Annotated in this window: 15 protein-coding genes; 11 read left to right on the top strand and 4 right to left on the bottom strand. The window is 71.9% G+C overall.

Annotation, left to right across the window (positions count from 1 at the left end):
- Positions 1-840: 840 nt before the first annotated feature.
- The gene (locus SPI96_RS09010) at positions 841-1,233 is read left to right on the top strand and encodes a hypothetical protein (protein ID WP_321082032.1); all 393 of its coding nucleotides are present in this window, start codon (positions 841-843) and stop codon (positions 1,231-1,233) included.
- A 45-nt stretch (positions 1,234-1,278) separates the two neighbouring features.
- Here SPI96_RS09010 and SPI96_RS09005 read toward each other — a convergent pair whose 3' ends face one another.
- Positions 1,279-2,130: an SMP-30/gluconolactonase/LRE family protein gene (locus tag SPI96_RS09005; protein WP_321082031.1), complete on the bottom strand. Its 852-nt coding sequence runs from the start codon at positions 2,128-2,130 to the stop codon at positions 1,279-1,281.
- Positions 2,131-2,332: 202 nt separating this feature from the next.
- Between SPI96_RS09005 and fbaA the strand changes: the two genes are divergently transcribed.
- Entirely contained in the window at positions 2,333-3,355 is a 1,023-nt protein-coding gene (gene fbaA, locus SPI96_RS09000) for a class II fructose-bisphosphate aldolase (RefSeq protein ID WP_321082030.1), read from the top strand.
- 8 nt (positions 3,356-3,363) lie between these two features.
- Positions 3,364-3,678 carry a hypothetical protein gene (locus tag SPI96_RS08995; RefSeq protein WP_321082029.1) on the top strand — a complete coding sequence of 105 codons (315 nt, stop codon included), beginning with the start codon at positions 3,364-3,366 and terminating at the stop codon, positions 3,676-3,678.
- Positions 3,679-3,852: 174 nt separating this feature from the next.
- On the opposite strand, the gene SPI96_RS08990 is transcribed toward SPI96_RS08995, so the two are convergent.
- A complete protein-coding gene (locus SPI96_RS08990) occupies positions 3,853-5,073 on the bottom strand; it encodes a hypothetical protein (protein WP_321082028.1) in 1,221 nt (406 codons plus the stop codon).
- A gap of 218 nt (positions 5,074-5,291) precedes the next feature.
- Here SPI96_RS08990 and SPI96_RS08985 point away from each other — a divergent pair, with 218 nt between their 5' ends.
- From SPI96_RS08985 to SPI96_RS08965, 5 genes are all read left to right on the top strand, one after another.
- Entirely contained in the window at positions 5,292-5,723 is a 432-nt protein-coding gene (locus tag SPI96_RS08985) for a DUF3151 domain-containing protein (RefSeq protein ID WP_321082027.1), read from the top strand.
- 27 nt (positions 5,724-5,750) lie between these two features.
- Positions 5,751-6,398: a thymidine kinase gene (locus SPI96_RS08980; protein WP_321082026.1), complete on the top strand. Its 648-nt coding sequence runs from the start codon at positions 5,751-5,753 to the stop codon at positions 6,396-6,398.
- A gap of 457 nt (positions 6,399-6,855) precedes the next feature.
- Entirely contained in the window at positions 6,856-8,148 is a 1,293-nt protein-coding gene (locus tag SPI96_RS08975) for an MFS transporter (protein WP_321082025.1), read from the top strand.
- A 426-nt stretch (positions 8,149-8,574) separates the two neighbouring features.
- Entirely contained in the window at positions 8,575-9,945 is a 1,371-nt protein-coding gene (bioB, locus tag SPI96_RS08970) for a biotin synthase BioB (RefSeq protein ID WP_321082024.1), read from the top strand.
- Positions 9,946-10,084: 139 nt separating this feature from the next.
- Positions 10,085-11,374, top strand: coding sequence for an adenylosuccinate synthase (locus SPI96_RS08965; protein ID WP_321082023.1), 1,290 nt, complete (start codon positions 10,085-10,087; stop codon positions 11,372-11,374).
- 243 nt (positions 11,375-11,617) lie between these two features.
- Here the strand turns inward: SPI96_RS08965 and SPI96_RS08960 are convergent, their stop codons facing one another.
- The gene (locus SPI96_RS08960) at positions 11,618-13,846 is read right to left on the bottom strand and encodes a catalase (RefSeq protein WP_321082022.1); all 2,229 of its coding nucleotides are present in this window, start codon (positions 13,844-13,846) and stop codon (positions 11,618-11,620) included.
- A gap of 217 nt (positions 13,847-14,063) precedes the next feature.
- Between SPI96_RS08960 and SPI96_RS08955 the strand changes: the two genes are divergently transcribed.
- On the top strand, positions 14,064-14,876 hold the full coding sequence (locus tag SPI96_RS08955) for a nitrilase-related carbon-nitrogen hydrolase (RefSeq protein WP_321082081.1): 813 nt from the start codon (positions 14,064-14,066) through the stop codon (positions 14,874-14,876).
- A 133-nt stretch (positions 14,877-15,009) separates the two neighbouring features.
- Positions 15,010-15,582, top strand: a complete 573-nt coding sequence (locus tag SPI96_RS08950) for a hypothetical protein (protein ID WP_321082021.1) — start codon at positions 15,010-15,012, stop codon at positions 15,580-15,582.
- A gap of 245 nt (positions 15,583-15,827) precedes the next feature.
- Here SPI96_RS08950 and SPI96_RS08945 read toward each other — a convergent pair whose 3' ends face one another.
- A complete protein-coding gene (locus SPI96_RS08945; protein ID WP_321082020.1) occupies positions 15,828-16,496 on the bottom strand; it encodes an IclR family transcriptional regulator in 669 nt (222 codons plus the stop codon).
- Between the two features lie 128 nt (positions 16,497-16,624).
- Here SPI96_RS08945 and hutU point away from each other — a divergent pair, with 128 nt between their 5' ends.
- Complete coding sequence (gene hutU / locus SPI96_RS08940; protein ID WP_321082019.1) at positions 16,625-18,322, top strand: urocanate hydratase; 1,698 nt, start codon at positions 16,625-16,627, stop codon at positions 18,320-18,322.
- Positions 18,323-18,388: the final 66 nt, after the last annotated feature.

Below are 18,388 nucleotides of genomic sequence, written 5' to 3'. Positions count from 1 at the left end.
GGAGTACTTCAGCGGAAGCGGCTCCCATTTCAACTGGTTATAACGCCATTCTTTCCGGCACCTCCGGAGGGGCGATTGAGGACGATCTTTTTATTTATAACGTCCAAGAAGTCACCCCCTCTGGCGATGACCTGAAGATTCTCTTCCAAGCACCCTCGGGATGCTCTTCTGTTACCGGTGAAAAATTCGCTTGCCAAGGGGGTGATCGGGAATTTAGACCCATCCTCAACGGAGTCTCGCGTGCGCCAGTCTCTTATTCATTAGACGTCGCGGCGGAGGGGGTGGTCCTCACGGCCTCTGAAGTCAATGGTGGTGTGATTGTTAGTGGAGTCGTGGGCGAAGGGGCATCGGCCATTCAGGCCGGTGCTCTGGAGGATCTCTCCCTAAAAGAATCTGCTTGGATAGAAAAGGGGACCGTGGGTCAGGCCTCAACGCTTGCGATGGCGGGTCCTGTAACGGTGCCCCGCGGCTACATCTATTGCCCCTATATTGGATGTCGCGATCGGACCCTACATGACTACTGTTCATATTCACCTGACTCGTGGGGGGCTGCCGATTTCAGGGGTCCTTGTGCCTACCATGATATGGCTATCGAGAGAATCCGGTCCATGAATATAACGTTGGATGCAAAGCGGTCGGCGCGCAGGTCTGCAGATGCTAGTCTGATCAGGCGAATGCAGTATAATTGTCGCTGGTACTATGCCGGAAATATGGCAGTCATTCCATGTTCGCAGTTCACCTTGATATATAAGGCTGCCATTGCTTACAAGACGAACACGTGGAATGGCCGCTGAGGGTGCGCGGGCGGCGCCCCGCCGTGGCTCGTCTCCCTCATGGCGGATGGTGGGCCTGGTGCTCACCGTCCTGCTCGTGGCGGTGCCGCTGGTCGTGGACGCCGGGGTGGTGCCGCGCCGCGCTCTGGAGAGTGCGTGGAACGACCATGTGCTGGCTCTCGACGTCAGCCTGGCGCTGGCCGCGGTGGTGGCTCCCGTGTTCAGCCTCGCCTGGGCGCGGCGGTCCGTCATCGTGGCCTCCGTCCTGGCGGTCCTCACCCTCGTCGCCGTGGGTCGTCTGGTGGCCGTCGTGGCCGGTCACGCCGCGTCCGGGGACATCGGCCTGGCGCTCGTGGTCCTGGTGGCGGACGTGGCCCTCGGGGTGTTGGCGGCGGTCCTGGTGCTGACCGTGGTGGGGCACCTCGCCGCCTCCCGGTGGGAGGGCCGGCCGCGGGGGTGAGGGCCTCGCCCCGGCCGAGGCCGAGGACGACGCCGCCCCCGCCCCTCAGCCGGCGAAGGGGCGCACCGGCAGGCCGCGCACGCCCGGCTCCGCCACGAACAGGCACCCGGACAGCGGCTCGGCCTCCAGGTCCGCCTTCTCCCGGGTGGTGGTGATGTACAGCCGGTCCAGGTCCGGGCCGCCGAAGGTCACGGCGGTCGGCCGGGAGACGGGCAGCTCGAGCACCTCGTCCAGGGTGCCCTCGGGCGAGTAGCGCAGCACCTTCCCGGAGCCGATCGCCGCGACCCACACCCCGCCCTCGGCGTCCACGGTGAGCCCGTCCGGCTTGCCCTCGCCGCCGAGCACGTCGGTGAACACGCGCCGCCCGGTGAGCCCCTCCTCGCGGGAGTAGTCGAACACGGCCACCTGCCGGGTGGGGGTGTCGTTGTAGTAGGCCAGGGAGCCGTCCGGGCTCCACTCCAGGCCATTGGAGGTGCTCACTCCCTCGAGCACCACGGTCACCTCCCCGGAGGGGTCCAGCCGGTAGAGGCTGCCGGCGCCCTCGGTGCGGTCGTAGGCCATGGTGCCGGCGTAGAAGCGGCCGTCCGGGTCGCAGCCGCCCTCGTTCATGCGGATGTTCGGGTCCTCCCACACGGGTGGCAGCCGGCGCTGGGTGCCGTCGGCCTCCTCCAGCACGAACCCGCGCTCCACCGCGATCACGGCGCCCCCGCCCACCCGCGGGCGCACGACGGCGCACACCGCCTCGTCCACACCGGTGCGGTCCACGGTGCCGTCCTCCCGGAGCGTCAGGTAGTCCCCGGCGAGCATGTCCACCCAGCGCAGTCCGCCCCAGGACTCGGACCACACGGGGCCCTCGCCGTGGAAGACGATCGGATCGGTGACCTGCTCGGCGCGCATGGTGGGCTCCTTCGGGTGGGTGTGGCGGGTGCCGACTGCGTCGGCCCCTCCAGCATCGCAGGCCGCGGCGGGGCGTGCACGGGCCCGGGCCATGCCGGTGGTCGGCCGCTACGATGAGGGCAGCACGGCGGCGTTGCTGTGCCCGTGTGCAGTGTGCCGCCTGAGCCAGAGAACCCGTCGCCCCGCGAGTCAGGAGCACAGCATGCCCATCGCCACCCCGGACAAGTACGCCGAGATGATCGATGCCGCCAAGAACGGCGGCTACGCCTATCCGGCCATCAACGTCACGAGCTCCCAGACCCTCAGCGCCGCCATCCGCGGCTTCGCCGAGGCGGGATCCGACGGCATCATCCAGGTCTCCACCGGCGGCGCCGCCTATTTCTCCGGGGCCTCGAAGAAGGACATGGTGGTCGGCGCCCTCGCGATGGCCGCCTTCGCCCGCGCGGTCGCCCAGCAGTACGACGTCAACATCGCCCTGCACACCGACCACTGCCCCAAGGACAAGCTGGACACCTTCGTCCTGCCCCTGCTGGACGCCTCCGAGGCCGAGGTCAAGGCCGGCCGGGACCCGATCTTCAACTCCCACATGTGGGACGGCTCCGCCGAGCCCCTCGAGGAGAACCTGCGGATCGCCAAGGAGCTGCTGGCCCGCACCCACGCGAACCGGCAGATCCTCGAAGTGGAGATCGGTGTGGTCGGCGGCGAGGAGGACGGCGTCGAGAACGAGATCAACGAGAAGCTCTACACCACTGTGGAGGACGGCATCGCCACTGTGGAGGCGCTCGGCACCTCCGAGCAGGGCCGCTACCTGACCGCCCTGACCTTCGGCAACGTGCACGGGGTGTACAAGCCCGGCGGTGTGAAGCTGCGCCCGGAGATCCTGAAGGAGATCCAGGAGGCCGTGGGGGAGAAGTTCGGCCGCCAGCGCCCCTTCGACCTCGTGTTCCACGGCGGCTCGGGCTCCTCCGAGCAGGAGATCGCGGACGCGGTGGGCTACGGCGTGGTGAAGATGAACGTGGACACCGACACCCAGTACGCCTACACCCGCCCGGTGGCGGCCCACATGTTCCAGAACTACGACGGCGTCCTGAAGGTGGATGGCGAGGTCGGAAACAAGAAGCTCTACGACCCGCGCGTGTGGGGTGCCAAGGCCGAGGAGGCCATGGCCGCCCGGGTGGGCGTGGCCGCCCAGAACCTGGGCTCCGCCGGCAAGTCCATCCGCTGACCGTGGCGATGCCCCTCACGGCAGAGCTGCTGCCGGCCCTCGCCCCCGTGGCGGCCGACGTACCCACGAACGCGGCGGACGTGCTCGTGTTGGTGATCCTGGCGCTGACCACCATTGCGGTCCTGCTGATCGTCTACCGCGGCCGCGGTCAGGCGGCCGAGCTCGAGCGCACCCGCACCGAGCGGGACGAGGCCCGCGCGGAGGTCGATCGGCTGCGGGCCCGGGTGGACAGCCTCGAACTCCGCCTGGACCGCCGCACCGAGCGCGAAATCGAGCAGGAGGCCTGGGAACGGCGGGCCGGGGAGCTCGACCCCGGCCGCTGACCACTGGCGGTTGGCGCTGGCACCGGGCACCGGCCCCGGGCACCGGCCCGGGTGCGGACCCGCACCCCCACCACGACGCCGGCCGGTCACCTCCGCGTGGGAGGCGACCGGCCGGCGTCGTGCGCGGTCGAGTTTTGCTCAGCCTTGCCTCTGTTCAGCCCGGCCCAGACCTGCTCAGTCCTGCGTGGGCGACGGGGACGGGCTCTCCGAGGACGGCCGCGGGCTGCCGCTCGCCGACGCGGACGGGCCCCCCGACGCACTGGCCGAGGCCGCCGCCCGGGCCGACTCCGCCGCCTCACGGGCAGCACCCTGGAACGGGCGCGGCGGCTGGCCCGGCGCCACCGGCTCCGGGGCACCCTCGGGCCGGTCGATGGTGGACTGATCCGTCAACTGCTCCCGCGGCACCCGGCCGGCCGGGACCTGCTCCGCCTTGCGGAGGGTCTCCTCATCCATCTGCGCGTCCAGGAAGAACGGGGAGCTCATCGCGATGACCCGCTGGAACGCCGAAGGATCCTTCAGCACCGTGTCCGCCAGATGGTCACGGGCCTGGGTGACGACCGTCGTGCTCTGCGCCACCGGTGAGCCCGTCACCTGGGTGAGGCCACTGTTGGCGTCCCCGAAGCCCTCCATCGCGCCGAAGGTCACCGACACCATCTGCGTGCCGTCCTCCGTGCACGCCCAGCCCGTGCGCTGCGGCAGCAGGGGGGCGCCGTCCTCGCCGCCCACCATGCCCGGGCGCAGCAGCGCCATCAGGCCCTTGCCTGTGACCGGGTCGAACGAGTACTCGTCCGCCACGGCCGCAGGCGTCTCGGTGCACCAGTCCAGGCGGGAGCCGTCGAGGTTGTGCTGGTAGTGGACCTGGGCCATGGGCATGCCCGGGCTGCGCTGGTACAGGCCCGTGTACACACAGGTGAGGAACTCGTGGGTGTCATCCGCCGAGGCGAAGAACTGCACGATCTCCAGCTGGCTCGCATTCGGCATGTGCGTGGCCACCGCGTCCAGGGTCTGCTGGTCCAGCACGTCCCGGGTGCAGTCCATCACGGACACCGTGTCGTTCTTCGCCGAGGCCAGCCGCTGCCACAGGGACGTGGCGGCCCCGCCCTTCACCCCCGGACCCCGGGTCTCCAGGGCCTGGCGCGGCTCCGGCCGACGCGTGCCCGCGGCCTGCTCCGACTCCAGAGCCTGGGAGATCGAGGCCGCCGCCTGCGAGGCGGGGTCCGTGGCGGCCGCGCTCGCGGACGACACCGGATCGGTGGGCACGGCGCTCGCAGCGGCAGGCGTGACGGCCGGGGCGGGCGACTGGCCGCCGTCGGCGCACCCGGCCAGCACGAGGGCCAGGGCCGCGGTGCCTGCGGCGGCGACGGCCCGACGTCGGGCGGGGGCGGGATGGGGCATGCGGGACTCCTTCGACGGCGCTCGCGTCCAGGCGCGCGGAGAGACCCCCGGACGGACGCTCCGCATACGGTACCGGACCCACCCGGACGCGGCCCCGCCCGCCCCTGTGAGCTCCCGGTGGGCCGTGGCTAGACTCGGCCGGGACCCCGCCGGCTCCGTGCCGGCGTCCGCGCCCCGCGCCGCCACCCCGGTGCCGCGGCCCTGCCCAGGAGGAAGCGATGTCCGAGTCCCCGATCGGCCGGAACCTGATGGAGCCGCCGGCCACCCGGCTGCCCGAGGAACCCGAGGTGCAGGCCCGCCTGGAGGCCGGCGACCTGCCCGAGGACATCGTGCCCGTGGCCCCGGACTCCTCCCTCGTGTGGGCGCTCATGGCTGAGGACGCCTGGGCCGAGGGCCGCACCGTGGACTCCTACGCCTACGCGCGGGTGGGCTACCACCGCGGCCTCGACGCGCTGCGCCGGGCGGGCTGGCGCGGGGCCGGGCCGGTGCCGTGGGAGCACGAACCCAACCGCGGGTTCCTGCGCGCCCTGTACGCCCTGGGCCGGGCCGCCGCAGGCATCGGGGAGTCCGCGGAGGTCGAGCGCATCCGGACGTTCCTGAACGACTCCGACCCCACCGCCGCCGAGAACATCGAGGCCCTCGGCCGCTGAGGCCGGGCACCCGGACCCGCCGCAGGCATGGCCAAGCTCTACTTCCGCTACGGAGCGATGAACTCCGGCAAGTCCACCGGCCTGCTCCAGGCCGCCTTCAACTACGAGGAACGCGGCCAACGGGTGCTTCTGGCCAAGCCGCAGGTGGACACCAAGGGCGAGGCCGACGTCGTCTCCCGCCTGGGCGTGACCCGCCCCGTGGACTTCCTCATCCCCCACGGGGTGTCCGTGCTCGAGCTGTTCCGGCGGCACGCGGCCGTGGAAGACCCGGACGCACTGGTGGACCACGTGGACGGGCCCGTGCCGCCCGTGGCCTGCCTGCTCGTGGACGAGGCCCAGTTCCTGGAGCCGGGGCAGGTGGACGACCTGCTGCGGATCGCCGTGCTGGACGGCGTGCCGGTGCTCGCCTACGGGATCCGCACCGACTTCCGCACGCGCTCCTTCCCGGGCTCGGCGCGGCTGCTGGAGGTGGCGCACTCGCTCGAGGAGCTCAAGACGATCTGCCGGTGCGGGCGCAAGGCCGTGTTCAATACGCGGGCCGTGACGGACGCGGGCACAGGGGAGCGGCGGTTCGTGTTCGAGGGGGACCAGGTGGCCATCGACGGCGTGGAGGTGACGTACGAGTCGCTGTGTGCGTCCTGCTACCTGAGAGAGTCCGGCGGCCGGCTGGGCTGAGGGGGATGCGTGCTGGGCTGTGGCGGCGCGGGATTGCCAGGGTTCTGCCAGCTGCTCTGGGGGGTGTGTCCATGTGGGGTGCTTACGGTGGAACCACTTCATCAAGGTGCGAGTGATGAAGGTGCGAGTGATGACAGGCGAAGGGCCCCGGAGAGATCCGGGGCCCTTTGTTTGTGTCGGGGAGGGCTCGGGGTGTGTGCGCCCGGGAGGGCTCGGGCGAGGTGCGCGGAGTCCTGCGGCGACCGCCTCGGTGGGGGCCGGCGTCGTCGTGCCAAGAGCGCTGCATAGGGCCGAGGGTATTGCGTAGGACCGATAGTTTCTCGCGGAACCTGCGTGGGCCGCGTCGTTGCGACGAGAAACCGTCGATGCGGTGAGTGAGTGTCGGTCCGGCCGCGTCGCGCTGAGTCACCCCGACCGGCCCCATCCCGTCCCCGCGCGGATCTGCCATCCTTGGCGCATGGTCCCCGATCCGACTGCCCGGTCTGCCTCCGCTCGCCCTGCCGGACTGCCCGGGGCCGCCCGCAGGCTGGTGGTCTCGAATGCCCTCGACGCCAGTGGCCGCTCCGCGTCAGACGTGGCCCTGGATGTGCTCGCCGTTCTGGCGCTCGGTCTCGGAACGGATCAGATGGGGGTGCTCATGGCGCTCTCCGGGCTGGGCTTCCTGCTCTTCGGCGTCCCCATCGGCATCCTCGTGGACCGTCGTCTCAGCCCTCGGCTCCTGGCCGCGGCAGGCCTGGCCAAGGCGGCCCTGCTCGCCACTCTCGTGGCCGCCTGGGCCCTGGACGCGCTCACCTTCGTCCATCTCGCCGGGGTCATGGCGCTCCTCGGCGTGCTCACCGTCCTCGCCGAGACCATCCAGACCACCCTGGTCCCGCGTCTCGTGGCCCCGACGTCGATCAGCCGACTCATCGCGCGCCTCGAGTCCGCGGACGCCTCTCTGGGACTGATCGTCCCGGCCGCTGCAGGCCTGCTCGTGGGCGCCCTCGGAGCCGGGCCGGTGCTGGGCGTCGCCGCCGCGTTCCTCGCCGCAGGCGGTCTCGTGGCCCTGAAGGTGCGCATGGCTCCCGCGGCCCCCTCGCCGGCCTCCGAGCCGGCCGAGGCGACCGCCGCCGTCGTCCTCTCCCGCTGGGCACGGTTCTGGGGTGACGCCGCTTACGGCTGGACCGCGCTCCGACACACCCCTCTGCTGTGGCTGCTCACGCTCAGCAGCGTGGCCGCCAACATCGGCATGGCCCTGTTCGCTCCGGTGGAGGCTGTGTGGGTGCTCACGGACCTGCAGCTCGGCCCTGAGTTCCTCGGCTTCCAGCTCACGGTGGGGGCGCTCGGCGCCCTGGCGGCCTCCAGCGTCGCGGCTCGGGCCATCGAGGTCGTCGGCGAAGGCGGGTGCGTCCTGATCGGGTCGGTCGGCTGTGCCCTCGTCGTCGTGCTGCACCTGGCGGTGCTCGTCGACCGCACCTACGCGCGGCCGCTCCTGATCGCCGGAGTCGGCCTGTGGGGGTTCATGGTGGTGCTGGGCAACATCGCCAATGCCGGGATCTTCGCCCGCGCCTGCCCCGAGGGCACCCTGGGGAGAGTGTCCGCGATGCGGCGGACCCTCACGCGCGGTTCCGCGCCCGTGGCGACGCTCCTCGGCGGTGCGGCCGGGGCCGCGTGGGGTGTGGGATGGGTCCTGGTGGGCTGGCAGGTGCTGGCTCTGCTCGCCTTCGCCTTCGCGCTGGCCGCCACCCGCCGCCTGCGCCGCACCCTCTGAATCGGCGGTCTGAGAGCACGACGACGGCGCCCCGGCGTCCTCGGGCCGACGGTGCTGCGCTGGACCGACGGTCTCTCGCGGAACCTGCGCGGGCCGCGTCGTTGCGACGAGAAACCGTCGATGCGGCGAGAGTCCGGCGGCCTCGCGGTGAGTCGCCCCGCCGAACCGTTCCCGAACCACCCCGCCGAGCCGCTCCCGAAGCCCCTCACCGAACCGCCTCACTCCGACGCTTGCTGAACACTGTTCAGGAACCCTGTTAGGGTGCCACTCAGACCTGCGGGAGCGGTGCTCCCGATGTCGGATCCGCCACGCCGCCCGGGCCGCCTGCACAGCAGGGCCGGCCCGCCGCCGTCGTCGGCCCGACGTCGCCGGGCACCGTCGCCCGCAACCCCGCCAGCACCCTGCACCCACGGAACGAGGCCCGCCATGACCGCCATCCAGGACCCCCAGGCCACCCCGGTCGACACCGTCACCCCGGCCCCCGCCCTCGACATCCACGCCCTTGTCGCCCGGATCGACGCCGGCCACCGCCTCACCGCCGAGGAGGCCCTCGCCGTCCTCGACGCCCCGGACGCGGACACCTTCGGCATCGTCGCGGCCGCCTCCCGCCTGCGGGAGAAGCACTTCGGCCGGACCGTGAAGGTCAACTACCTCGTCTCCCTCAAGACCGGCCTCTGCCCGGAGAACTGCACCTACTGCTCACAGCGCCTGGGCACCGAGGCGGAGATCCTCAAGTACACGTGGCTCAAGCCGGACGAGGCCGTCCGCCAGGCTGGGATGGGCATCGCCGGCGGCGCCACCCGCGTGTGCATGGTGGCCTCCGGCACCGGCCCCACGGACCGGGATGTGGACCGCGTGGCCGGGATGGTCGGACAGCTCAAGGAGCAGCACCCGGACGTGGAGGTCTGCGCGTGCCTGGGCTTCCTCAAGGACGGCCAGGCGGAGAAGCTCAAGGCCGCTGGTGTGGACGCCTACAACCACAACCTGAACACCGCCGAGTCTCACTACGAGTCCATCTGCACCTCGCACACCTACGAGCAGCGCGTGGACACGGTGGAGCGCGCGGGCGCCGCGGGGCTGTCCTCCTGCTCCGGGCTGATCGCGGGCATGGGGGAGACGCACGAGCAGCTCGTGGAGGCGGTGTTCGCGCTGCGGGAGCTGGACTCGGACTCGATCCCCGTGAACTTCCTCATGCCCTTCGACGGCACCCCGTTCGAGGGGCACGTGCAGCTGAGCCCGCTGGAGTGCCTGCGCATCCTGGCGATGGTCCGCCTGGCCTGCCCGGAGAAGGAGCTGCGCATCGCCGGCGGCCGGGAGATGCACCTGCGCACCCTGCAGCCGGTGGGCCTGCAGGTGGCCAACTCGATCTTCCTGGGGGACTACCTCACCTCCGAGGGCCAGGCGGCCGAGGCGGATCTGCGGATGATCGCCGACGCCGGCTACACGGTGGTCGGGGCCGAGTCCCGCCCTGCGCATGCCGGCACTGCGCACGACGGCGCTCCGCACGACAACGCCCCGCACGACGACGCCCCGCACCACGGTGCCGCGCTCGACGGTGCCGACGGTCACCCCGGGGGTGGTTGCGGCGGCGCGGCCGCCTCTGGCTGCGGCAGCGCCTCCGCCTCCACCCCCGCCTCCGCATCCGGCTGCGGCAGCGCCGCGGGCGGCTGCTGCGGGTCCGGGCACGGGGATTCGGCGGCGGAGGCCGCCAGCCGCGCCGAGGGTGAGGCGACGCACACGCCCGCGCCGGCTCTCCGGCGTCGTGGTGCGGGCACGGACGCCCCGGCCAACGCGTGAGACCCCCCCTACCAGCGTGTGGTGCGCGTCACGCTGGTAGGATCGACCGGTACGGCCTCCCGTGCGCACAGCCGGGGGCGTTTTCCATGTGCGGGCCCGCCCCGGAGCAGTCCCGGCGGGCCCAGAGGAGAGATGCAGCATGCCAGCGATCGCGATCGTCGGCGCCCAGTGGGGCGACGAGGGCAAGGGCAAGGCCACCGACCTGCTGGGCGGGCGAGTGGACTACGTGGTGAAGCCGAACGGCGGCAACAACGCTGGGCACACCGTCGTCGTCAACGGAGAGAAGTTCGAGCTCAAGCTCCTGCCGGCCGGCATCCTCTCCCCGAACGCCACCCCCGTGATCGGCAACGGCGTGGTCATCAACCTGGAGGCCCTGTTCGATGAGATCGACGGACTCGAGTCCCGCGGCCACTCCTGCGCGAACCTGAAGATCTCCGCGAACGCGCACCTGGTGGCCCCCTACCACCAGACCATGGACAAGGTCACCGAACGCTTCCTGGGCAAGCGCGCCATCGGCACCACCGGCCGCGGCATCGGCCCCACCTACATGGACAAGGTGGCCCGCCTGGGCATCCGCGTGCAGGACATCTTCGACGAGTCCATCCTGCGCCAGAAGATCGAGGGCGCCCTGCGGCAGAAGAACGAGCTGCTCGTGAAGCTCTACAACCGCCGCGCCGTGACCGTCGAGGAGATCGCCGACTACTTCCTGGGCTACGCGGACCGTCTGCGCCCCATGGTGGTGGACTCGGTGAACATGCTCAATGACGCCCTCGACGAGGGCAAGGTGGTGCTCATGGAGGGCGGCCAGGCCACCTTCCTGGACGTGGACCACGGCACCTACCCGTTCGTGACGTCGTCGAACCCGACCGCCGGCGGCGCCTCCGTGGGCGCGGGCATCGGCCCGACCCGCTTCTCCCGCACCATCGGCATCGTGAAGGCGTACACCACGCGTGTGGGCGCAGGCCCGTTCCCCACCGAGCTGTTCGACGAGATGGGCGAGCAGCTGCGCACCACCGGCGGCGAGTTCGGCGTGAACACCGGCCGCCCCCGCCGCACCGGCTGGTACGACGCCGTCCTGGCGCACTACGCCGCGCGCGTCAACGGGTTCACGGACTACTTCCTCACGAAGCTGGACGTGCTCACCGGCATCGAGAAGATCCCCGTGTGCGTGGCCTACGACGTGGACGGGGTGCGGCACGACCGCATGCCCATGACGCAGACCGAGTTCCACCACGCCACGCCGATCTTTGAGCACTTCGACGGCTGGACCGAGGACATCTCCGGGGCCCGCACCCTGGAGGACCTGCCGGCGAACGCCCAGAAGTATGTGGCGGCGCTGGAGGAGCTCTCCGGCTGCCGGATCTCGGCGATCGGCGTGGGCCCGGGCCGCGACCAGGTGGTGCAGGTCCGGGACCTGATCGAGGACTGACCCGCAGCACTTCCGTTCGAGAAACGGGAGGTTCTCCGGCCGCTCCGGTGCACGAAACGGGAGATGGTGCCAGAGCTTCCGTTCGAGAAACGGGAGGGTCCTCCACCGCTTCCGTTCGAGAAACGGGAAGAGACGCAAAGAGGTCCCCGGGGTGTTCCCGTTTCTCGAACGGGAACACCCCGGGGACCTCCCGTTTCTCACACCGAAGTGCTCCGGGGACCTCCCGTTTCTCGAACGGAAGTGTCAGTCGGCGAGGCGGCCGGTCGTCGGGAACCGGTCCCACACGCGGTGACCGGGCACCAGCTCCGTGATCGCTGCCAGGGCGGCCTCGGCGTCGTCGGCCGTCACCACGCCCGGGGTGCCGGCGGCACCGAGCTCCTCGAGCAGCCGCGCACCCTCGCCCACCGAGGCCACAGCCTTGGCATGCCGCCAGGCCTCCTGCACCACCTTCGCGACGCGCGGGTCCACCGACTCGGGGGCATCCGCGGCGGACTTGGCGTCCAGGCCGTGCCGGGCGTCGGCCGCCGGCGGGGTCGCTCCGAGCACCACCACGGCGTCCAGCTCCACCGAGGCCGCCGTCAGGTAGGTGCGCTGGGCCACCAGGTCCCCGCCCACCGGGCCGCCCTTCGGGGCGATCACCAGTGGGACCATGCCCTCGGCGTGGATGCCCTGCACCAGCGTGTCCAGGGCGGTGGCATCCGGGCTCTCGCCCACCACGATGCCCACCTGCCGGCCGTCCACCGGCCACTGACCGCCCACCTGGGACAGCGCCGCCGAGGGCTCCACATCCTCCGCGGGAGCCTCGGCCGGCTCCGGCACCTCAAGGCCCAGACCCTCGGCCACCACCTCGGCCAGGCGGGCGTCGATCGCCCCCAGAGCCCGCAGCTGACGCACCCGGATGGCCTCCTCGTAGCACTTGGCCAGCTCGAAGGTGTAGGCCTGTGCCACATGCTCACGCTCCACCTCGGAGAGGGAGAGGAAGAACAGGCGGGCCTGCGAGAAGTGGTCGTCGAAGGACGCCGCGTGCTCGCGCACCTTCTCCGCGGAGGCCTCGATCGGCTGCGGGTGGTCGATGAACGGACGCCCGTCCGCCGGGGTCTCGAACGGCATGCCGCCGTCGAGGGTGTTCGGCCGGTACGGGGCCACCCCGCGGTGCACCGCGGTCTGGTGCATGCCGTCGCGCAGCATGTCGTTCACCGGGGCGTGCGGGCGGTTGATGGGCAGCTGTGTCCAGTTCGGCCCGCCCAGGCGGGAGAGCTGGGTGTCCAGGTAGGAGAACAGGCGGCCCTGCAGCAGCGGATCGTTGGTGACGTCGATGCCCGGCACCAGGTTCGCCGGGTTGAACGCCACCTGCTCGGTCTCGGCGAAGTAGTTCGTCGGGTTCGCGTTGAGGGTCATCTTCCCCAGCGGCTGCACCGGGGCGAGCTCCTCGGGGACCAGCTTGGTGGGGTCGAGCAGGTCGATGCCCTGGAACATCTGCTCCTCGTTGTCCTCGAACACCTGCACGCCCAGCTCCCACTCCGGGAACGCGCCGGACTCGATCGCGTCCGCGAGGTCCCGGCGGTGGAAGTCCGGGTCCGCGCCGTTGGTGATCAGCGCCTCCTCCCAGGTCACCGAGTGGGTCCCGAGCACGGGCTTCCAGTGGAACTTCACCAGCGAGGTGCTGCCGTCCGCGGCGATGAACCGGTACGTGTGGACGCCGAAGCCCTCCATCGTCCGGTAGGAGCGCGGGATGGCGCGGTCGGACATGTTCCACAGGGTCAGGTGCTGGGCCTCGGTGTGCAGGGAGACGAAGTCCCAGAAGGTGTCGTGCGCGGACTGGGCCTGCGGGATCTCGCGGTCCGGGTGGGGCTTCACGGAGTGCACCACGTCCGGGAACTTCATGGCGTCCTGCACGAAGAACACGGGCATGTTGTTGCCCACCAGGTCCCAGGTGCCCTCGTCCGTGTAGAACTTCGTGGCGAAGCCTCGGGTGTCGCGGGCGAGGTCGGAGGAGCCGCGGGAGCCGGCCACGGTGGAGAACCGCACGAACACCGGGGTCTCCTTGTCCTTCGCGAACAGTCCGGCCTGGCTGATCTTCACACCGGTGCCGTAGCCGCGGAACACGCCGTGGGCACCGGCGCCGCGGGCGTGCACCACGCGCTCGGGGATGCGCTCGTGGTCGAAGTGGCTGAGCTTCTCGCGCAGGTGGTGGTCCTGCAGCAGGGTCGGGCCGCGGCGGCCGGCCTTGAGGGAGTGGTCCGAGTCGCGCAGGCGCACCCCGTGGGCGGTGGTCAGGTAGGGGCAGCCCTGGGCGGCGGTGGCCGGGTCCGCGCCCGTGGCCTGGCCGGTGGCGGACACGGTGGCCGGGCCCTGCTGGTCCGGGGCCGGCGGGGCGAGGGGGGCGTCGGCGGCGCTCGGCGGCGTCGGCTCCTGCGCGGCGGGGGTGACGGGGCCGGGTGTGCCCGGGATCGGGGGCTGCTGCGCGGTCATGGCGGTGTGCTCCTTGTCGGCGGCGGCGCCGTGCGGCTGTGCACGGTCGGTCCGGGGCCGGACCCGGCGCACGACGGCGACGCGCGGCCCCGCCTCCACTCTGCGGTCCCGGGGGCGGGTCTGACCAGGCCGGACGGACCCTCGGCCGGTCATGTCGCCCCCGGTGGGTACCCTGGCGCTCGGTGGGTACTCTGGCGCCATGAGCGCAGCAGCCCCGGTGAGGATCAGCGTCGGACAGTTCGGGCCCTTCGGCCGTGTGGAGGACAACCTGGCCGTGGTCGGCCGGCTGGCCACCCGCGCCGCCGCCGAGGGGGCGGCGCTGCTCGTGCTGCCCGAGGAGACGATGTTCACCTTCCGTGAGGTGGAAGGGGACTTCGCGGCCGCCGTCGACGCCGGCTGGGACCGGTTCCGCACCGGTCTCGCCGCCGCCGCCCGGGAGCACGGGCTGGCGATCGTGGCCGGCGGCTACGAGCCCAGCGGCACCGACCGCCCCTACAACACGCTGGTGGCCGTGGACGCCGACGGCACCGAGACCGGGACCTACCGCAAGCTCCACCTCTACGACGCGTTCGCGCACCGGGAGTCGGACCTGATCACCCCCGGCGACCGCGCCCCCGCACCGTTGGAGCTGGCCGGGCTGTGCGTGGGCCTGCAGACCTGTTACGACCTTCGCTTCCCGGAGGTCTCCCGGGCGCTCGCGGTGGCCGGTGCAGATCTGCTGGCGGTGCCGGCGGCCTGGTTCGCCGGCGAGCACAAGGTGATGCACTGGCAGACCCTGCTGCGGGCCCGGGCGGTGGAGAACACCGTGTGGGTGGCGGCAGCGGACACCTGCTCGGCCGCGACCGTGGGCCACTCGGCGATCCTCGACCCCCTGGCCCTGACCGCCGCCGAGCTCACCGAGGAGGCCGAGGCGGTGGCCACCGCGGAGGTGTCCGTGCAGCGCACGGCCGAGGTGCGCCGCACGGTGCCGGTGCTCGCCGGGCGTCGCACGGACCTGTTGGCCCCGCCCGCTCCCGACGCCGGCCGCTGAGCCGCCCGTCATTGCCCTGGCCAGCGGGGGGACACCTAGAATCGGGGCAGGTCCATCACTGACGGGCGCCCCGCGCCCGGCATCACGCACCACGCCCCGGGGACGGGGCGGAACCGAGGGAGCACCAGCCACGATGAGCAGCAACCTGCACGGCGCCCACGCCGTCGAAATCGCCACCGGCCCCGCCGTGATCGGCACCCCGGCCCAGCGCCGCGTCGTCGAGAACCGCACCGCCCCGCACCGCCCTGTGCGGACCGCCGTGGTGCCGGCCGAGGCCGTGGAGCCTGTGCGCCCGGTGGACGGCTGGGGCTTCAGCAACCGTGTGATGATCGTCGCCACCCTGGCGGTCACCGCGTTCATGGTGCTGCGGGTGGTGGTGGAGCAGCCCACCGGCGGCTCCTGGCAGTGGGGCACCAGCGGCCGCGGCTTCGTGGAGACCACCCTGGGCCTGCTGTTCGGGGTCTTCGGCGGCGCCCTGACCGCGGCGATCGGTGCCCTGCTCGTGCTGTTCCAGGGCGGTGCGGCGCGGTCGGTGGCGCGCTATGCGGTCGGCGGGGTCGTGGGCGGGCTCGTGGCCGCGCTGCTCGTGCTGATGATCTTCTCCAACACGGCGGTGCTGACCATCGGCTTCCACGTGTTCTGGCTGCTGGCGCTGTCCGGTCTGCTCGGCGGCCTGTGGGCCGGGCTCACCTCCGCCCGCCGCTGACGGCCCCGTCCGGCCCCGCCTCGGAACGGGGCAGGCCCGGAGCAGCGAAGGCTTGCAACGGCGAAGGCCCCGACCGCTGCCGGTCGGGGCCTTCGTCTGTCATCACTCGCACCTTCATCACTCGCACCGTCGATGAGGTGCCTTCAGCGTAGGGCCGCTCCATGGGCGTTCCAGGGGCGCCGCCTGGGGACTTCCTGAAAGCTGAACCCGGGGTGCTGGCCTGCCGGCTGCGGCGCCGTCGTCGCTCAGGAGGCGGGGCCCCCGAGGGCCTGGGACATCTGCGCGGTGGCGTCCACGAGGGCCGCTGCGCACCGCTGCGCCAGCTCCTCGGTGCACCGGTAGGCGGGCACGAGCGTGCTCAGCGCCCCGGCCGCCACGCCCCCGGCCATCACCGGGGCGCTCAGCGCGGTGACGTCCGGCTCCACGGTGTCCGCGACCAGCACGTGGCCGCCGGCGGGGGCCTGCCCGCGCAGGGCCCGGCCCACCGCGGTGCCCTCGAGCGGGACGGTGCGCCCCACCCAGCTGGTGTGCCGCACGGAGTGGGTGCCCTCCACGATCGCCAGGTAGACGGCGGTCTCGGCGTCGGCCTGGACGGCCAGGTACACGGACTCACCGGTGCGGCGGACCACCTCCTCCATGGGGTCGTGGGCCAGGCGAACGAGAGGCTCGCGGGTGAAGGCCCGGGCCCCCAGCTGGATCAGGCGGGGCCCGGGCCGGTAGAGGCCGGCCTCGTCCCGGGCCACGAGGCCGGAGAGCTCGAGGCTGCGCAGCAGGCGCAGCGCCGTGGAGGCGGGCAGATCCACGGTGCGGGCGGCGTCGGTGAGGGTGACCGGTGCATGGTCGGTGACGGCGGCCAGCAGTTCGAGGGCGCGGTCCACGGTGCGGGTGGAGGCGGGGGCGGAGGTCGCGGGCATGGGGATGGATGCTAACCGCTCACCCCTTGCCTGTGACACCCCTCACTGTTTCAATGGGCGGCAGGACGACTCCGCCCCGTGAAAAGCTGGGAGGACGTCGCCCGCGACGCTCCAGCGAAAGGACCGGCATGACCGCCTCGTTCACCCAGCACGACCCCTCCCGCGAGATCCACGCCCCCCGCGGCACGGAGCTCAACGCCAAGAGCTGGCAGACGGAGGCCCCGCTGCGCATGCTCATGAACAACCTGGACCCGGAGGTCGCCGAGCGCCCCGAGGACCTCGTGGTCTACGGCGGCACCGGCCGCGCCGCCCGCTCCTGGGAGGCGTTCGACGCGATCGTCGCCACCCTCAAGGACCTCGAGGAGGACGAGACCCTCCTGGTGCAGTCCGGCAAGCCCGTCGGCGTCGTCAAGACCAACGTGTGGGCCCCGCGCGTGCTGATCGCCAACTCCAACCTCGTGGGCGACTGGGCGGACTGGAAGACCTTCCGCGAGCTCGAGGCCGAGGGCCTGATCATGTACGGGCAGATGACCGCCGGCTCCTGGATCTACATCGCCACCCAGGGCATCCTCCAGGGCACCTACGAGACCTTCGCGGCAATCGGCCGCAAGAAGTACGACGGCACCCTGAAGAACACCCTGACCCTCACCGGTGGCTGCGGCGGCATGGGCGGGGCCCAGCCCCTGGCCGTCACCCTCAACGGCGGTGTCTGCCTGATCGTGGACGTCTCCGAGGAACGCCTGCGCCGCCGCATGGGCAAGCGCTACCTGCACGAGGTGGAGACGGACCTGGACCGCGCCGTCGAGCGCGTCATGCAGGCCAAGCGCGCCGGTGAGGCCGTCTCCGTGGGCCTGGTGGGCAACGCCGCCGAGGTGTTCCCCGAGCTGCTCGAGCGCCAGAAGCGCGGCGAGGTGGAGATCGACATCGTCACGGACCAGACCTCCGCGCACGACCCGCTCTCCTACCTGCCGATCGGCATCGACGTGGACCAGTGGCAGGCCGAGGCCGCCGCAGACCCGGACACCTTCACCAAGAAGGCCCAGGAGTCCATGGCCCGCCACGTCGAGGCGATGGTCGGCTTCCAGGACCTCGGCGCCGAGGTGTTCGACTACGGCAACTCCATCCGCGACGAGGCCCGCAAGGCCGGCTACTCCCGCGCCTTCGAGTTCCCCGGCTTCGTGCCCGCCTACATCCGCCCCCTGTTCTGCGAGGGCCTGGGCCCGTTCCGTTGGGCCGCGCTCTCCGGAGACCCGGAGGACATCCGCGTCACCGACGAGGCCCTCAAGGAGCTGTTCCCCGAGAACGAGCACCTGCACCGCTGGCTGGACGGCGCCGCCGAGTTCGTGGAGTTCGAGGGCCTGCCGGCGCGCATCTGCTGGCTCGGCTACGGCGAGCGCCACCAGGCCGGCCTGCTCTTCAACCGGCTGGTCGCCGAGGGCAAGGTCACGGCGCCGATCGTCATCGGCCGCGACCACCTGGACTCCGGCTCCGTGGCCTCCCCGTACCGGGAGACCGAGTCCATGCTGGACGGCTCGGACGCCATCGCCGACTGGCCGCTGCTGAACGCCCTGACCGCCACCTCCTCCGGCGCCACGTGGGTGTCCATCCACCACGGCGGCGGCGTGGGCATCGGCCGCTCCATCCACGCCGGTCAGGTGGGCCTGGCCGACGGCACCGAGCTGGCCGCGGCCAAGCTCACCGCGCTGCTGACGAACGACCCGGCCATGGGCGTGTTCCGCCACGTCGACGCCGGCTACTCCCGCGCCGTGGAGGTCGCCGCCGAACGCGGTGTCCGGGTGCCCATGGAGTCGCAGATCCGGGACTGACCTCCCATCCCGCGCCCGGGGCGGGGCGCCGCGCCCCCGCGCAAGCCCGCCCCCCCCCCACCACAC

Source organism: Micrococcus sp. (genome assembly GCF_034179925.1).
GTDB lineage: Bacteria > Actinomycetota > Actinomycetes > Actinomycetales > Micrococcaceae > Micrococcus.
The sequence above is the reverse complement of the archived record's forward strand: the minus strand, read 5'-3'. Positions and strand labels throughout refer to the sequence as shown.

Coding starts and splice junctions, on each gene's coding strand:
- SPI96_RS09010 (WP_321082032.1), top strand. CDS start 841: ATGGTGGGCCTGGTGCTCACCGTCCTGCTCGTGGCGGTGCCGCTGGTC.
- SPI96_RS09005 (WP_321082031.1), bottom strand. CDS start 2,130: ATGCGCGCCGAGCAGGTCACCGATCCGATCGTCTTCCACGGCGAGGGC.
- fbaA (WP_321082030.1), top strand. CDS start 2,333: ATGCCCATCGCCACCCCGGACAAGTACGCCGAGATGATCGATGCCGCC.
- SPI96_RS08995 (WP_321082029.1), top strand. CDS start 3,364: ATGCCCCTCACGGCAGAGCTGCTGCCGGCCCTCGCCCCCGTGGCGGCC.
- SPI96_RS08990 (WP_321082028.1), bottom strand. CDS start 5,073: ATGCCCCATCCCGCCCCCGCCCGACGTCGGGCCGTCGCCGCCGCAGGC.
- SPI96_RS08985 (WP_321082027.1), top strand. CDS start 5,292: ATGTCCGAGTCCCCGATCGGCCGGAACCTGATGGAGCCGCCGGCCACC.
- SPI96_RS08980 (WP_321082026.1), top strand. CDS start 5,751: ATGGCCAAGCTCTACTTCCGCTACGGAGCGATGAACTCCGGCAAGTCC.
- SPI96_RS08975 (WP_321082025.1), top strand. CDS start 6,856: ATGGTCCCCGATCCGACTGCCCGGTCTGCCTCCGCTCGCCCTGCCGGA.
- bioB (WP_321082024.1), top strand. CDS start 8,575: ATGACCGCCATCCAGGACCCCCAGGCCACCCCGGTCGACACCGTCACC.
- SPI96_RS08965 (WP_321082023.1), top strand. CDS start 10,085: ATGCCAGCGATCGCGATCGTCGGCGCCCAGTGGGGCGACGAGGGCAAG.
- SPI96_RS08960 (WP_321082022.1), bottom strand. CDS start 13,846: ATGACCGCGCAGCAGCCCCCGATCCCGGGCACACCCGGCCCCGTCACC.
- SPI96_RS08950 (WP_321082021.1), top strand. CDS start 15,010: ATGAGCAGCAACCTGCACGGCGCCCACGCCGTCGAAATCGCCACCGGC.
- SPI96_RS08945 (WP_321082020.1), bottom strand. CDS start 16,496: ATGCCCGCGACCTCCGCCCCCGCCTCCACCCGCACCGTGGACCGCGCC.
- hutU (WP_321082019.1), top strand. CDS start 16,625: ATGACCGCCTCGTTCACCCAGCACGACCCCTCCCGCGAGATCCACGCC.